The organism is Pseudomonas fluorescens group sp. PF-69, from assembly GCF_054481235.1.
Genome location: NZ_JBTMNC010000001.1, coordinates 5,094,504 through 5,109,600, shown reverse-complemented (window position 1 = coordinate 5,109,600; position 15,097 = coordinate 5,094,504). Strand labels below are relative to the sequence as shown.

The window sequence follows — 15,097 nt, the reverse complement described above, 5'->3', positions numbered from 1 at the left end:
AGGCCGAATAGATGCTTTAAATGGCGTCTATGTTCGAATTACATTCTGAACCCCTTCCCTGTCTGTGCCCGTTTTTTCAAGGGGGCCGAGACGCCCGCCCCCATCAACGCGCTGCAAGTTACTCAAGCGCCTGATGAAACCATTAGTGTTGACGCCGATAAAAAGCCCGCTTCACAAACTCGGCCGACACCATGTACACCAGACTGATCGCCAGCATCAGCAACAGAATATGGAATGGCAAAGGCACCAGGCCGAACCAGGGGGCTACCGGGCTGTACGGCAGACCTATGGCCAGCAGGCCGATGCCCAGTGCACTGACGATCAGCAGTTTAGCCGGGCGGCTTTGGTAAAACGGTTTGTAGGTGCGCACGATGAAGATCGTCAGCAGTTGAGTCAGCAGCGACTCAACGAACCAGCCGCTGCGGAATACTGCAGGAACCCTCTCCGCCAGCAGGTACAAGGCCACGAACGTCAGGATGTCGAACAGCGAGCTCACCAGCCCGAACACCACCATGAAATTACGTATCTGCTTGATGTTCCATCGGTGAGGCGTGCTTTCCCATTCCCGGTCAACGTTGTCGCTGGCAATCCCCATCGAAGGGATGTCGGCCAGGAAGTTATTGAGCAATATCTGCTTGGCCAGCAGCGGCAGGAAGGGGAGCACCAGGGAAGCCAGGGCCATGCTGATCATGTTGCCGAAGTTGGCACTGGAGACGATCGATATGTATTTGAGGGTATTGGCAAAGGTATGCCGCCCCTCTTCGATGCCTTCGCGCAGGACATTCAGGTCGTGCTCCAGCAGCACGAAGTCGGCGGCCTGTTTGGCCACGTCGGCAGCGTTGTCCACGGAAATCCCGATGTCGGCGACTTGCAGCGCCGGGGCATCATTGATGCCATCACCCATGTACCCGACCACATGCCCGGTCTTTTGCAGGGCCCGGATGATGCGCTCCTTCTGATTGGGATCGACCTCGGCGAACAGGGTTGTCCGGGGGGCCAAGTGCATCAAGGCTTCATCTTTCATCGCCGAGAGTTCACCGCCGGTGATGATTCGCTCCACCGGCAGGCCCACCGCCTGGCCGACATGGCGGACGACCAGATGGTTGTCGCCGCTGATGATCTTCACTTTCACACCCAGCCCGTCCAGGGTGGCGAGCGTGTCCTTGACCCCGGGCTCCGGAGGGTCAAAGAACAACAGAAACCCGCGAAAGGTCATGTCCTTTTCTTCGTCACGACCGTAGTGCGGCTGATCGGGTAATGCACGGGTGGCAAGGCCCAGGACGCGAAAGCCCTGCTCGCTCCAGTTCGCGAAACGTTGTGCGATCGTCGCCCGTTCCGCGTCGTTCAGCGTGACAACCTGTTCACCACGGCGCAGGTGCGTGCAAACCTCAAGCACATTGTCCAGGGCGCCCTTGGTCACCATCAGCCTGCTGGCCTCAGGGGCATTGGCCACCACCACGCTGAGGCGCTTACGGACAAAGTCATAGGGCACTTCATCGAATTTGACGACGTCGGCGCTCGGGGCCAGGTCTTTGCCGGCCAGGCTGATGGCATCGTCCATGGCGTTGCGCATCCCGGTCTGCAAACTCGAATTGAACACCGCCAGCTGCAGGACATCAGTGGCGGCGACGCCCTCCACATCCATCGCAGCGTCCAACACCACGACACCCCGGGTCAGCGTGCCGGTCTTGTCGGTACACAGGATGTCCATGGCCCCCAGGTTTTCGATGGCGTTGAGGTGACGCACGATCACCCCTTTCGCCGCCATGCGCTGCGCGCCTTTGGCCAGCGTAATGCTGAGAATCGCCGGCAACAGTTCCGGCGACAGACCAATGGACAAGGCGATGGCGAATAGCAGCGTGTCGAGGGTCGGCCGATGCAGCAAAATGTTGATGCCGAACACGACGATCGTGATCACCAGCATCACCCGCAGCAACAAGGCGCCGAAACGACGCAAGCCACGCTCGAATTCCGTTTCGGGAGGCCGTAGCGCCAGGGTCTTGGCAATGTGGCCGATCTCGCTGTCCTGGGCATAGCGCGTCACGAGCACCTCGGCGGTACCGCTACGTACCGAGGTGCCCATGTACACACAATTGTGGCGCTGCCCCACGGTGGCCTCAGGGGCGCAATCACCTGGCAGCTTTTCGACCGGAAAGGTTTCGCCGGTCAGCAGGCTCTCGGCGATGAAGCAATCGAGGGCCTGCAGGATGCGGCCGTCGGCGGCGATCAGGCTGCCGGCGCTGAGTAACAGGACGTCACCTGGCACCACGTCACTGGCGGCAACCTCCAGGGTCTTGCCCTCCCGACGGACCGTTGCGCGCAAGGCGATCTTGTTGCGTAGCTGCTCCACCGCGTGGCTGGCTCGATTTTCATACCAGGCGCTGAGGACGGCGCTGATCAGCACAATGCACCCCACAATCGCCGCGTCGAGCCAGTCGCCCACCACCACGGCCACCAGCGCGCCGGCGATCAGGATAAGCACCAACGGCGTGCGCATTTGTTCCAGCACCAGCCTGGCCAATCCCTGTGGCCGGTCCTTGGCCTGGGGTGGCGCGCTGCGCAGTCGAGCCTTGGCCTGGGCGTGGCTCAACCCCGTCGGATTGCTGTGCAAGGTGCTGAACAACTGGCTGAGCGAGGGGCTCCAGTAATCGGCGCAGACATCATGCGTCGGCTTTGTGGTGGTGGAATGCCATTCGCGATGCGCCAGCCAGAGACCGGGCAACATCGGTAACCAGAACGTCAGGCCGCGAAACAGCAGCGTGGCAGACAACGCCACGGCAACGTTCACCCCGACCCAATGCAACGTCACCACGGCCGCGGCTTCGAAGGCCCCAAGCCCCCCCGGCACAATGCCGATACTGCGCAGAACGCTGGCCAGCATGAAGCCGGCAAACAACCCCAGGGGCGGTGCCGAGACGCCCATCGCTCGCACCAGGACCCACAGCGTTGCACTGTCCAGCATGATGATCGCCAGTTCCAGCAGCGTAATGCGCCAGAGCAAGGCGTGGCTGCGTACCAGCTGTCGATCCGCTCCGGTGAGCAGCGCAAGGCCTTTGGCGATGATCGAAAAACGCTGCCCCGGCACATGGGTCGCCAGGCGTGTGTTGCCGGCCAGCCTTGGCGTGGCAACCGCCAGCATCAGGCTGACCGCCACGAACACCACACAGGTCACCAATAAAGCCGCCGTTGCATGCCCCTGGAAAATCACCACCGGCAGTGCCACGCCAACGGACAGCACATAGGCCAGGAAGTACCCGGACAGATCCAGGACAAGGCACGCCAGCACGACGGGTCTGGCGAACCCCAGGCGCACGAACGAGGCGACCACCGCAAAGGCCCCGCTGATGCCCGAAGAAGGCAAGGCTTGATCGACAAACAGCTTCATCAAGCTGAGCTTGCCCGCCTCCCAGAGTGAAAGATGCTGAGCCCCGGCCTTGAGCACCACACGAAAAACCTGCCCCTGCGCCATATAGGTCAGGGCTTGCAAGCCAAGGGCCGCGATGAGCCACAGTGGCTCTGCCTCCGTCAGCAGGCGTGTGAAGGATTCGACGTCCGTGAATTGCAGTGCGACGCCCACCACCGTCGCAAACATGGCGGCCCCCAGCAGCCATGTCAGCCAGAGTGCGGGACGACTGAAATGCTGGCTGTCTTCCAGCGCAGTCGAAGGGGGAAAGTCTGGAATGGGTGATTTGACAGACATGCCAGGTCCCTGAGCAATTTGGCAGATCGCTAGATTCTGGGCCCGTGTGGGCGGACGGGATTGATTAATGTCAATCCCGCTTGCTCGAGCGGGTTCAGTCCGGTGGGACACTGCTGCCGGTCTTCGGGTACCGGCAGCGCTGAGCAAACCAACCGGGCCTAGGGGGAACGTATTATTTGCGCGTTATTGTTGATGAGGGTTTGTATGATCTCGACCGATCCGTTGATGGCAAATTGAACGCCCATGCACACCAATATAAAACCCATCAAACGGGAAATGGCATCGATACCCGACTCCCCCGTGACCTTCATGATCAAGTCTGACGCGCGCAAGCAACCCCAAAGTGTCAACGCGGTGACAAGGAAAATTAAAGGTGGAGCCGTCAGCAGCACCCATTGCGGAAAGGTGGTGTTGTTTTTAATGGTGGCAGAGGCACTGATGATCATTGCGATAGTGCCCGGGCCGGCTGTGCTGGGCATGGCCAGGGGGATGAAGGCGAAGCTGGTTTTTTTCGCTGCGCTATCGCCGGAAGCGGTTGCGCGAGGCTTGGGAAACAACATGCTCGAGCCGATCACGACAAGTATCCCACCACCGGCAATCCGCAAGCCCGGGATGGAAATACTGAATACACCCATCACGAACTCACCGATGTAATAGGTCACCAGCATAATGACGAAAACGTAAAATGCCGTCAGGAACGCCTGCTGGTTTTTTTCTTCACGACTGAACCCTTGGGATAACGCCAGAAATAGCGCCACGGTGGTGGGTGGATTGATCAATGGCAACAATGCCAACAACCCGAGCGTGACGGCGTCGAATAAATGGTTCATCCCTATCCACCCTGCCAGTAACTGAAAACACTTCGTGGTGCGTCATTACGGAATCGACTGGGTGTCGACACTTTCTATACAACTTCCATTTCGGGGCTGCATTCGAACGCCAGGCAAGTCTAGGTGCGCTGTGGGTTTTCACCACTGACGGCGAGAATCTGGCCATCCATTGACTTAAATCAGATGACCCGACTACGTGCGAATCCAACGTAGATCATACTCACCGAACAAGTTAAGCACCGCTTACATCCGAAACCGGTCCCCGCACAGGCATGCCGTCGATGTATCAGAACCTCGCCCTCTTCGCCGCCTTCCTCCTGCTCTACAGCATCTTTGCCGGGGGTATCGAGACGCGTCTGCTCAATGGTCCCCTGATGTTCATGCTCGTCGGCCTGATTCTCGGCCCGGCGTTCCTGGACGTTTTGGCGCCCCGGATCGACAAGGACGGCCTGAAGATCCTCGCCGAGCTGACATTGGCGATCGTTTTGTTCAGCGATGCGGCCAATGCCGACCTGAAGATTCTCAAGGCCCACGAAGGATTGCCCATGCGCTTGCTGATGATCGGGCTGCCCCTGACGATCCTCAGTGGTTGGCTGGTGGGTCGCTGGCTGTTTCCGCAGATACCGTCGGTGGAACTGGCAATCATGGCGACCCTGTTGGCCCCCACCGACGCGGCGCTGGGCAAGGCCGTGGTGAGCAATCCCAAGGTTCCCGGCGCCGTGCGTGAAGGGTTGAACGTCGAGAGCGGGCTGAATGACGGTATCTGCGTGCCGGTACTGTTGATGTTCCTGGCGTTGCTGGTCGAAGAGCAGACCCGGTCTCCCCTGTCACTGGCCGCGGAGCTGTTCGTTGAGGAACTGGGGATCGGTGCCGTCGTCGGGCTGGCCCTGACGTTCATCGCCTGGCTGATGTTTCGCTACGCTTCAAAACAGGATTGGCAATCCCCCATATGGTCACAATTGACGCTGCCCGGACTCGCCCTCCTGTGCTTTGCCACAGCGCAAGCACTCGGTGGCAGCGGGTTTATCGCCGCGTTCGTCGGCGGGTTACTGGCGAGCAGTCTGTTTTCTGAGCAAAAGCATCGCCTGCTCGAGTCCAGCGAAGAATTCGCCACACCGCTATCGGTCATTACCTGGATCGTGTTCGGCGCGCTGGTCATCCCTCGGGTCTGGGGCAATCTCACCCCGGCCATCTGGCTCTATGCGGTGCTGAGCCTGACGCTGATTCGCATGCTGCCGGTACTGATCAGCCTGGCAGGCACGGCCTTCGATTACGAAACGCGATTGTTCATCGGTTGGTTCGGCCCACGCGGACTGGCCACCATCGTCTTCGCCATCATGATCCTGGATTACCCGCTGGAGGCCGGTCGCATGGTAGGGGGCATCGCGGTCTGCACGGTGCTACTCAGCGTGGTACTGCATGGCTTGAGTGCCAATCCATGGGTGTCGCGGCTGGCCCGTCGCGAGCATTGATTGACTTGTACAACTTTGCCCCTAGGCTTCAGGCTTATCTGTACAGAATTTCCGATTTGTACAATGTTGCCTGGAACCTGTCATGTCCACCCGCCCGCCCTCTTTCGCCAAGACGTTCGCAACGCTTAACCCAGTCTCGACGATGCGCCGCATGTCGCAGCCGAGCGCCTGATGTCGAGCCGGGCTTGGCTGATCGCCAACGCATTATGGATGCAGGCCGGCTGGTGGGGCTGCGTGCTGGGCGCCAGACACCCCTGGCTGCTGATGCTGGTAGCGGTCGGCCTGGTGATCCATGTCGCGATCTGTCCACGGCCCGGCGAGGAAGCCACTGCGCTCTTGCGTGTGGGCGTGGCCGGTTGGTTGATGGATGCCGTGCTGGGCGCGCTGGGGGTTTTCGAATTTGACCAACCGCCCCTGTGGCTGGCACTGCTCTGGCTGGTGCTGGCGAGCGGGCTTCGCCACAGCCTGGCCTGGGCCCGGCAGCCGATGTGGTACGGCGTGCTGCTCGGCCTGATCGGTGGACCGCTGGCCTACATCGCCGGGGCGCCACTGGCCGGGGTCGGTTTGCCCTGGGGCACCCTTGGTACCGCCCTGCTGCTCGCGCCGCTGTGGGCAGCAGCGTTGCCCATCGCCCTGCGACTGGCCGCGCCGCGCTGACACACTCATGGCAGCCGCTACGGCTGGCGGCGGAAGAACAGACTCACCTGCCCCAATTCGACGCCCAACTTGCTCATGCTCGAACGATTGATCAGGGTGTCGTCGTCCATCAGGTACATCCAGTCGTCGAAATCCACCTGCCAATGCTTGCCATCCACCGGCAGGTCAAGGCGATAGCGCCAGCGCAGCGCGTTGCCGGCGACCTCGCCCAGGGCTTCGCCAATCACATCGCTCGCCCGGCCACGCCAGCGCTTGGGGCCATCCGGTTCCAGGGTCCAGACCCGCTGCTGGCGCGTGCCGTCGCTGTAGACAAAACGCTCGTCGAGGATCAGGCGCTGCCCCTCTCTGCGGCTTTCGATCTGGACGTGGAAGCGCTTGAACACTTCGCCCGAGCGATTCTGGTACAGGCCCCAGGCTTGCACCGGCCGGGAAAAGAACGCCGCCAGATCCAGAGTCGGGCGTTCCTGGGCGTAGTGTTCCACGCCGACATTGCCGCAGCTGGCCAGCAACAGGCTGCCCATCAGTAACAGTATTCGTCGCATGTCTATCTCCTGTTCAGCAGGCTGGTATTCAGAACGCGCCTATTCAGCAGGACCGCCCAGCCCCAGCAGGCGTTGGCGCAACTGTGGATCTCGCGCCCGCGGGTCGAGCCAGATGTCGAAAAACGCACGGGCGAATCGGGCATCAGGCACTCGCCGGTGAAGCTGGTCGTCGACGTAGAACGTGCAGCCTTTGCCGGGCAGGTAGACCCCGGTAATGCGCATGCCCGGCTGAACATCAACGAAGGCTTCACGCATTTCGGCGGACCATCGTTGCAAAGTGGCATCGTCCAGATTCGCCCCGCCCAGGCGACGCATTTCATCCAGGCTGGCCTCGACCAGCGTGTCCCTTGACAGTGCACGGCGATACGTCAGTTCGAGCGCGAAGGGCTGGCCCCACGCCGGCGGCGCCTCGGAGCTCCACAAGTGCGCGGTGTACAGGCTCATGCCGAACCAGGTGAAATCGCCCCGGCCGACCAGGCGCGCCTCGGGGACGGATGGGCGCCAGTCCGCCGAGGCCGGTACCGAGAGAATCAGCAACAGCAGACAAGCCTTCGACAGGCGATGTTTGAAAATGCGTCTTGCGTCAGCCACGTTCATCAGCGCCTCCTGCTTGCAGCTCAATATTGTACAAGAGTAGCTGTTTGTATAGCTTTATACCGAGCAGCGGCAAAACTTGTACAACGTTTGCGGTGAACGCCTCTCCAATGCAGGTGAGTTTTGACTTTCCGCGATAGACCTGGAGGTTTTCCATGGCGACGCGCGCCAGGCAGTTTCGTCTGGCTCAGTTCGGGTCCAGCAAGCCGCCATTCCAGTTGCGCGACACCCGGCTCCCGGTAAATTTGGCCACGCCCATGCCCTGGGCAATCAAACGATCGCGAAAGCGGGTGACCAGCCGCCCGGTTTGCTCGGCATACAGCACCACTTCCGATGACGGATCACCCGGCCGGCGCAGAATCCGTGCAAAGCGCTGTCCCTCTTCGACGATATCGCCCAGCTCCTTTTCAAAGATCAACACCCCCGGCTGCGGTGCAATGATGGTTTCCATGTGGCCCATTTCCACCGCTTCGACAGGCCAGTCAGGGGGTGTTCGTGCCTCATCGATCACCCCATAACCGCACAGCCACGTGTACAGACCCTCGGCATCCTGCTCGGCGAATCGATCGTTGACGTCGCCCTGCCCTCGCAACTCCAGGGTCGCGGCCATGCGCTGGTCGGTCCTGCCTTCGCTCAACCACGGGGCAATGATGGTTTCTTCGAACGAACCGTCGCCGCCCTCATCCCAGATGATCGCGACGTCCATTTTCATCGCCGCCGCCAACGCGCGACCACGGGGCCAGAAACTGCGATGAACGTAGACGTAGGGCAACGCTTCGTCGTCGGTGTGCAGGTCGAGCATCACGTCGGCGGGAGCCGCCAGCTGCACCAGTTTTTTCTGCCATTGCTGGACATTGGTCATCGAGCGCTCCATCGCCGCCGACTGGTCGAAACCCCGGTTGAAGTTATGCCCCGTGGCGTCGTGGTAACGCCCCAAAATCCGCCCCTGGCGAAACTGCCCGATGCCCAGCGGATTGGCCTGCGGCACCACGGTCACGCTGCCCTTCAGCCGACCTTCGGCCTCGGCGAGCCGCAGGCGCTGCATCAACAGATGCAGGACCAGCATCCCGGCGATTTCGTCGGCATGCACACCGGCCTGCAAATGCACCTTCGGCCCGCGACCATCGGCCTCGAAACGCCAGGCACCGACCTGCACCGGTTCGCCGTTGTTGTTGCGAACGTTGAACGAAACATCCTGCACCATGCGCTTGCCCTCCCCTGATGAGCGTTAACAATCGAGGTATTGCCGCTGTCGAAGCTGGAGATTGAACACACGTTCAACTAAGCTCGCCAACGTGGAACCACTGCCAAGGAATCTTCTGTGACCACCACCGTCCCGAAAAACCGCCGCGCCGAGCCTGACGAGCGCCGCGAACTGTTGGTTGCCGCTACCCTGCGCTGCCTGGGCCGCGACGGTCATGCCGGTATTTCGGTGAGGCGCATCGCCGCCGAGGCCGGGGTGTCCGTCGGTTTGCTCAATCATCATTTCGGTAGCATCGATGCGCTGATTGCCGACACCTATCAGAAACTGGCGAGCGAACTCACCACGGCACTGCTCCAGGAAATCGAGCAGGCCGGCACACCCGCGCAAAAGATGGATGCGTTTCTCGTCGGCTCGTTTTCACCCAGGGTCATGGACCCGAAACTGTTGGGCGTCTGGGTGGTGTTCTGGAGCCTGATCCGCCACTCCGAACACGTCAGCCAGTCCCACGCCAAAACCTACGGCGCCTACCTTGATCTGCTTTGCCAATTGCTCGACGGCATGGCCGACAGTGAAGGCTTCAGGATTCACGACACGCGCCTGGCCGCCATCGGCCTATCGGCGATGCTCGACGGACTCTGGCTCGAGTGGTGCCTCAACCCCGAGACCTTCAGCGCCGCCAACGGCCTCCATATCTGTCGTTGCTGGATAAAGGGGCTGCGTCACGGAGCATTCAGCACCGACGACGTCCTGTGACGGATGCCGGCCGAAGATCATCGCCAGGGTACCGCTGACGGCGATCAACCCGGCACCGATCATCAACGACACATCCATCAGCGTGCCCCAGATCAGGCTCGACAGGGCAAACGCCCAGATCAGCCCGGTGTACTCGAACGGCGCCAGCAAGGTCGCCGTGGCGCGGCGGAAACTGGCGAACAGCAGGAACTGCCCGATACCACCCACCAGCCCTGCCCCGACCATCCCCAGCCAGGCCGGTGTCGGCGCCGGGGTGTAGGTCCACGGCAGCGCCACGACCATGCACAGTACAAACACCACGTTGGTGATCAGCATTTGTTCCAGCACCGAGGTCTGGCCGTCCACTTGGCGCAACTGGATATAGGTGAAGGCCCAGCACATCGCTGCCAGCAGCGTCAGCACAACCGGCACCGGTTCGCTCATGTTGTCCGGGCGGCAAGCAATGATCACGCCGGCAAAACCGATGATCAGGCTGAACCACTGCCAGGCACTGGCGCGCTCCTTGAGAATCACCGTTGCCAGCACCGTGACCATGATCGGCGCGGAAAAATACAGGGTGGTCATCTCCGCCAGGGTCAGGTCACGGGCGGCCGTGTAGTACAGCAGCCACGCCACGATCGACAACAGGCCGCGCACCACCAGCAAGCGCCGGCTCGGCGAGCGCCAGGCCCGCAAGACCAGACGCATGCGTCCCGCGGCCAACACCACGGCGACCACCACCAGGGCGCGCCAGAACAGAATGGTCACCACCGAATAGTCAGCCACCAGCCACTTGATGGCCGCGTCCTGCAACGTCAGGAACGCGTAGCCCAAGGTGCACAGGCCAATGCCCTGCAGCGAACGGTCAACCCGTGGCGAACTCATCAGGCTGACCTGCGCACGGGCGTGCCGCGCCGCTCGGCAAAGGCAAACAGCGCCTCGATCAGGAACGTCAGGCAGACATACACGCCGGCCACCAGCAACAGCGGCTCATAGACTTGCAGGGTCTGCGCCCGAACCACGTTGGCCGCGCCCAGCAAGTCGATCACCGCAATGGTCGAGGCCAGCGCCGTGGACTTGAGCAACATCACGGTTTCCCCGGCCAGGGTCGGCAACAGCAGGCGCAACGCCCGTGGCAAGCGCACCCGCAACAAGGACTGACGCGGGGTCATGCCAAACGCCGAAGCCGCTTCCATCTCCCCCTTGGGCACCGCCAGCAGGCCACCACGAATGACCTCACCCACATAGGCGCCCACCGACACCACCAGGGCGAACACGATGTACCAGTAACCATCGCGCAGGTAGGGCCAGAGAAAACTGCCACGGATCAGCGGGAACTGAGCAAACAGACTGCCGAGGCCGTAATAGAAGATGTAGATCTGGATCAACAGCGGCGTGCCGCGCGTGACGCTGGTATAGAACAGGCTGACCTTGGCGATCACCCTGTTTTTCGAGATCCGGGCCAGCGCCACCAACACGGCCAGCGCGTAACCGAACACGCTGGAAACCAGCAGGATGGTGATGGTCGTTTGCAGCCCCCGGCCCAACAGCGCCGCGTATTCAACTGTCCACGCTGGAATCATGTCATTCACTCAGCCAATGGCATCCAGCGACGAATGCGTCGCTCGAGCCGTCCCGACAGGTAGTTGGACACCAGCGTCACCGCGTAATACAACGCGGCGGCCGTCAGGTAGAACAATAGATAGTGACGCGTCGAACCCGCGCCTTGTTTGGCGGTGTAGAGCAATTCGTTGGTGCCGACCACACTGATCAGCGCACTGTCCTTGATCAGGTTGATCCACAGGTTGGCCATCCCCGCCATCGCATACGGCGCCATGATCGGCAGCGTGACGCGACGGAACAATCCGAAGCCGTGCAGGCCGAAAGCCTTCGCCGATTCGATCTGACCGTAGGGGATCGCCTGGATCGCCGCCCGGAAAATCTCCGAGGCGTAAGCCCCCTGCACCAGCCCCAGCACCAGGATCGCCGCCAGCGGACCGCTCAGGTTCACCGCGTCGTAACCGAGCCGGGCCATCAGCGAATTGAGCAACATGGACCCGACGTAGTACAGGAGCAGAATCAGCAACAACTCCGGCACCGCCCGGAACAGCGTGGTATAGACCCGCGCCACGGCGGCAATCGGCTTGGGCGCGCCCAGCTTGAGGCAGGCCACGACCAGGCCAATCGCCAGTCCGACCACAAAAGCCCCCGCCGAAATCTGCAGGGTCATCCAGAGTCCCTTGAGCAGCGCCCCGCCCCACCCTTGTTCGGTGAAATTGATCAAATCGAACATTGCTGGCATTTCACTCTCCGGTTAGCAAACATCAACCAACTGACGTGATCCCTGTGGGAGCGAGCCTGCTCGCGAAGACGTCCGGATATCAAACGTCGATGCAAGCTGATCCACCGCTTTCGCGAGCAGGCTCGCTCCCACAAGGGATGCTCGGCGCTTCTGCCGTCAGAACGTCGGTTTCACGCTGGTACCGAAGTAGCTTTGGGAGAGGTCGTCGTAGTCCTTGCTCGCCAGCAGGGTCTTGATCGCCGTGTCGAGTTTGGCCTTCAGTTCGGTGTCGTCCTTGCGCAGGCCGGCGCCTACACCCTTGCCGAAGATCGGGTCGTAAGGCACCGCGCCGAGGTAGGCCAGGTTGCTGGCGTCCGGGGTCTTGACGAAGGACGCCATCGCCGTGCCGTCGGCCATCATCAGGTCGATACGCCCGGCGATCATGTCGGCGTTGGCCGAGTCCTGGGTGTCGTAATACTTCACATCGGCGATTTTTTCGTAGTAGGTCTTCAGGTAGCTGGCGCTGACGGTCGAGTTCTGTACGCCGATGGTCTTGCCCTTGAGGTCATCCGGGTATTTGGTCACGGCAGTGCCCTTCGGTCCGACCAGCGCGACAACCGAGTCGTAATAGGCCTTGCTGAAGGCGATCTGTTTTTCCCGCTCCTCGGTCACCGACATCGAAGAGAAAATCACGTCGATCTTCTTCGCCAGCAGCGACGGAATGATCCCGTCCCACGCCACTTCCTTGATCTCGCATTGCGCTTTCATTTCGCTGCACAGCTTGTGGATCAGATCGACCTCAAAGCCCTTCCACTCACCGTTGGCCTGTTTCTCGGTGTACGGCGGATAGGGTTCGGCGGCGACCGCGAACCTGATGGGCTGCGCTTGTGCCGCGCTCATGCCCGCCAGCAATACGCAGGCTGCCCCGGTCAACCAGTGTGCAAAACGTCGATTTCCCATGATGTATTCCCGTCTTTTTATGTGTTAGCGAGTTTGATGAGCGTTGACGAATTGTCGGCAGCGCTCGCTGCGTGGGTGTACGAACACTTCGTCCGGCGAACCGGTTTCCTCGATCAGTCCTTGATGCAGAAAGGCGACTTTGGAAGAGACATCGCGTGCAAAGGCCATTTCATGAGTCACCAGGATCATGGTCCGGCCTTCTTCGGCGAGAGAGCGGATCACCCGCAGCACTTCCCCGACCAGTTCCGGGTCGAGTGCCGAGGTGGGTTCATCGAACAGCATGACCTTGGGCCGCATGGCCAGGGCCCGGGCGATGGCCACCCGTTGTTGCTGTCCCCCGGAGAGAAACGCCGGGTACTCGTTGCGCTTGGCCGCCAGCCCTACGCGTTCGAGCAAGGCTTCGGCCCGTTCAGTGGCCTCGGCCCGGCTTTCACGCAGGACCTGGGTCGGCGCTTCGATCAGGTTTTCCAGCACCGTGCGATGGGGCCAGAGATTGAAGTTCTGGAACACCATGCCCAGGCTGGACCTGATGCGCACAAGCTGTTTGGCATCGGACACCAGGGGCGTGCCGGGCCGCGTGTGGTTCAGGTGAATGCTTTCGCCATCCACCAGAATCCGCCCCTGATCCGGCACTTCGAGCATGTTGATGCAGCGCAGCAAGGTGCTTTTGCCCGAACCGCTGGCCCCGATCAGGGAGATCACCTCGCCCTCGCGGGCCGTCAGGGATACGCCCTTGAGCACCTCGATGTTGCCGAAGCGTTTGTGCAGTTGTTCGACCTGGATCATGGTGCGGCCCGCGACCGGTTCGACCACCGCCGAAGGGGTCTCGCGGCTGATGATCGGCCGGGGCGCTTCACCCTTGAGCACCAGGACAAAATCGCGAATCCGCTGGCAGGCCTCCGCCAGGCGTTCTTCACCGAGGGTGAACGACAGCCGCACAAAACCTTGCGCCGGTTCGCCAAAGGCCGCGGCATCCAGTACCGATACCCGCGCCTCGCGCAGCAGGCGCCAGGCGAACTCCAGCGACGTCAGGCCGGTGGCGCGGACATCCAGCAACACGAACATGCCGGCGTCGGGCTTGAGCACGTCGATCCCCGGGCAATCCGATAACCCCGCCACCACCAGATCACGACGACGGCGATAAATGTCGCGCATGCCGTGGGTCACTTCGTCGTGGGCCTGCACGGCCTTGAGCGCGGCTTCCATGACAAACCCCGGCAAGCCGTAGTTCATGCTCAGCACCAGGGTTTCGGCATGCGCCACCAGCGCGGGATCGGCAACGATCCAGCCGATGCGCCAGCCGGTCATGGCATGGGACTTCGACAGGCTGCCGATCACCACGCACCGCTCGGCCATGCCCGGCAACGCGGCCAGGCTCAGGTGCTCGCGCTCGAATGTCAGGCTCTCATAGACCTCATCCACCACGACCCACAGGTCATGGGCGATGGCCAGGTCGGCGATGGCTTGCAACTCTTCGCGGTTGAGCACCACGCCGGTGGGATTGTTCGGATTGGAAAAGAAAATCGCCTTGGTGCGCGGGGTAATGGCCTTGGCCAGCACCGCCGCGTCAAGGCGGAAATCGTCGCTCGCCGCGCAGGGCGCCCGCACCAGCGTGGCGCCGGAGGCCTTGAGGGTGGCCTCGTAGGTCACGTACATCGGATCGAGGGCGATCACCTCGTCGCCGGCACTGAGCAGGCACATCGAGGCAACGAACAGAGCATTTTGCGCACCGGCCACGGTAATCACGTTTGACGCTTGCAGCTCACGGTCGAACAGCTTGCCATAGCGTGCGGCGATGGCTTCGCGCAACGCCTGGCGACCGGCAATTTCGGTGTAGTGGGTATCACCTTCGCGCAGCGCCTGGATGGCGGCGTCAGTGATGAAATCAGGGGTGGGGAAATCCGGGTCGCCGACACTGAGGATGATCACATCCTCGCCGCAACGCCGTGCTTCAAACGCCGCATTGTGAATATCCCAGGCAGCAACACCTTGACCTGAGATCCGCTCAACAAAGGGTGAAAACCGCATGCCAGTGCCTCGTTCGAAATGAAGAAACGCAAGCCCGCAACCAGCCGGGAGAGAAGGTCGAACGAACATAGCCCAAGCTGAACACTCGTTCAACAGA

At 61.4% G+C, this 15,097-nt stretch carries 12 protein-coding genes and 1 pseudogene; 3 read left to right on the top strand and 10 right to left on the bottom strand.

Annotation, left to right across the window (positions count from 1 at the left end; all coding sequences use genetic code 11):
- Positions 1 to 142: 142 nt before the first annotated feature.
- The gene (mgtA, locus tag ACX3YF_RS24105; RefSeq protein ID WP_458974445.1) at positions 143 to 3,700 is read right to left on the bottom strand and encodes a magnesium-translocating P-type ATPase; all 3,558 of its coding nucleotides are present in this window, start codon (positions 3,698 to 3,700) and stop codon (positions 143 to 145) included.
- Positions 3,701 to 3,858: 158 nt separating this feature from the next.
- Positions 3,859 to 4,530: a MarC family NAAT transporter gene (locus ACX3YF_RS24100; protein ID WP_449105554.1), complete on the bottom strand. Its 672-nt coding sequence runs from the start codon at positions 4,528 to 4,530 to the stop codon at positions 3,859 to 3,861.
- A gap of 281 nt (positions 4,531 to 4,811) precedes the next feature.
- Between ACX3YF_RS24100 and ACX3YF_RS24095 the strand changes: the two genes are divergently transcribed.
- Both ACX3YF_RS24095 and ACX3YF_RS24090 read left to right on the top strand, forming a co-directional pair.
- Positions 4,812 to 6,002, top strand: coding sequence for a cation:proton antiporter (locus ACX3YF_RS24095; RefSeq protein WP_458974444.1), 1,191 nt, complete (start codon positions 4,812 to 4,814; stop codon positions 6,000 to 6,002).
- A 171-nt stretch (positions 6,003 to 6,173) separates the two neighbouring features.
- Positions 6,174 to 6,659, top strand: coding sequence for a DUF2878 domain-containing protein (locus ACX3YF_RS24090; RefSeq protein ID WP_458974443.1), 486 nt, complete (start codon positions 6,174 to 6,176; stop codon positions 6,657 to 6,659).
- 17 nt (positions 6,660 to 6,676) lie between these two features.
- Here ACX3YF_RS24090 and ACX3YF_RS24085 read toward each other — a convergent pair whose 3' ends face one another.
- The 3 genes from ACX3YF_RS24085 to ACX3YF_RS24075 form a co-directional block, all read right to left on the bottom strand.
- Positions 6,677 to 7,201, bottom strand: a complete 525-nt coding sequence (locus ACX3YF_RS24085) for a DUF3833 domain-containing protein (RefSeq protein WP_458974442.1) — start codon at positions 7,199 to 7,201, stop codon at positions 6,677 to 6,679.
- A gap of 39 nt (positions 7,202 to 7,240) precedes the next feature.
- Positions 7,241 to 7,798: a chalcone isomerase family protein gene (locus ACX3YF_RS24080; protein WP_458974441.1), complete on the bottom strand. Its 558-nt coding sequence runs from the start codon at positions 7,796 to 7,798 to the stop codon at positions 7,241 to 7,243.
- A gap of 184 nt (positions 7,799 to 7,982) precedes the next feature.
- Positions 7,983 to 8,999 (bottom strand): M14 family metallopeptidase, encoded by a 1,017-nt coding sequence (locus ACX3YF_RS24075; RefSeq protein WP_458945176.1) that lies wholly within the window; start codon positions 8,997 to 8,999, stop codon positions 7,983 to 7,985.
- 117 nt (positions 9,000 to 9,116) lie between these two features.
- Here ACX3YF_RS24075 and ACX3YF_RS24070 point away from each other — a divergent pair.
- A pseudogene (locus tag ACX3YF_RS24070) lies at positions 9,117 to 9,656 on the top strand (TetR/AcrR family transcriptional regulator); the annotation flags it as partial.
- On the opposite strand, the gene ACX3YF_RS24065 reads toward ACX3YF_RS24070, so the two are convergent.
- The 5 genes from ACX3YF_RS24065 to ACX3YF_RS24045 form a co-directional block, all read right to left on the bottom strand.
- Complete coding sequence (locus tag ACX3YF_RS24065; protein WP_288098562.1) at positions 9,612 to 10,616, bottom strand: DMT family transporter; 1,005 nt, start codon at positions 10,614 to 10,616, stop codon at positions 9,612 to 9,614. The pseudogene ACX3YF_RS24070 and the gene ACX3YF_RS24065 overlap by 45 nt on opposite strands.
- Positions 10,616 to 11,314: an ABC transporter permease subunit gene (locus ACX3YF_RS24060; protein WP_047538681.1), complete on the bottom strand. Its 699-nt coding sequence runs from the start codon at positions 11,312 to 11,314 to the stop codon at positions 10,616 to 10,618. Before ACX3YF_RS24060 ends, ACX3YF_RS24065 begins: the two co-directional genes overlap by 1 nt.
- A 5-nt stretch (positions 11,315 to 11,319) precedes the next feature.
- Positions 11,320 to 12,033 (bottom strand): ABC transporter permease, encoded by a 714-nt coding sequence (locus ACX3YF_RS24055; RefSeq protein WP_047529225.1) that lies wholly within the window; start codon positions 12,031 to 12,033, stop codon positions 11,320 to 11,322.
- A 156-nt stretch (positions 12,034 to 12,189) separates the two neighbouring features.
- A complete protein-coding gene (locus ACX3YF_RS24050; RefSeq protein ID WP_196587136.1) occupies positions 12,190 to 12,972 on the bottom strand; it encodes a transporter substrate-binding domain-containing protein in 783 nt (260 codons plus the stop codon).
- A gap of 24 nt (positions 12,973 to 12,996) precedes the next feature.
- On the bottom strand, positions 12,997 to 15,000 hold the full coding sequence (locus ACX3YF_RS24045) for an aminotransferase class I/II-fold pyridoxal phosphate-dependent enzyme (protein WP_288098564.1): 2,004 nt from the start codon (positions 14,998 to 15,000) through the stop codon (positions 12,997 to 12,999).
- Positions 15,001 to 15,097: the final 97 nt, after the last annotated feature.

Bases quoted from the DNA above. Each gene is read 5' to 3' on its own strand.
- ACX3YF_RS24090 (WP_458974443.1), top strand. From the start codon at position 6,174: ATGTCGAGCCGGGCTTGGCTGATCGCCAACGCATTATGGATGCAGGCC.
- ACX3YF_RS24055 (WP_047529225.1), bottom strand. From the start codon at position 12,033: ATGCCAGCAATGTTCGATTTGATCAATTTCACCGAACAAGGGTGGGGC.
- mgtA (WP_458974445.1), bottom strand. From the start codon at position 3,700: ATGTCTGTCAAATCACCCATTCCAGACTTTCCCCCTTCGACTGCGCTG.
- ACX3YF_RS24060 (WP_047538681.1), bottom strand. From the start codon at position 11,314: ATGATTCCAGCGTGGACAGTTGAATACGCGGCGCTGTTGGGCCGGGGG.
- ACX3YF_RS24080 (WP_458974441.1), bottom strand. From the start codon at position 7,798: ATGAACGTGGCTGACGCAAGACGCATTTTCAAACATCGCCTGTCGAAG.
- ACX3YF_RS24085 (WP_458974442.1), bottom strand. From the start codon at position 7,201: ATGCGACGAATACTGTTACTGATGGGCAGCCTGTTGCTGGCCAGCTGC.
- ACX3YF_RS24075 (WP_458945176.1), bottom strand. From the start codon at position 8,999: ATGGTGCAGGATGTTTCGTTCAACGTTCGCAACAACAACGGCGAACCG.
- ACX3YF_RS24045 (WP_288098564.1), bottom strand. From the start codon at position 15,000: ATGCGGTTTTCACCCTTTGTTGAGCGGATCTCAGGTCAAGGTGTTGCT.
- ACX3YF_RS24050 (WP_196587136.1), bottom strand. From the start codon at position 12,972: ATGGGAAATCGACGTTTTGCACACTGGTTGACCGGGGCAGCCTGCGTA.
- ACX3YF_RS24095 (WP_458974444.1), top strand. From the start codon at position 4,812: ATGTATCAGAACCTCGCCCTCTTCGCCGCCTTCCTCCTGCTCTACAGC.
- ACX3YF_RS24065 (WP_288098562.1), bottom strand. From the start codon at position 10,616: ATGAGTTCGCCACGGGTTGACCGTTCGCTGCAGGGCATTGGCCTGTGC.
- ACX3YF_RS24100 (WP_449105554.1), bottom strand. From the start codon at position 4,530: ATGAACCATTTATTCGACGCCGTCACGCTCGGGTTGTTGGCATTGTTG.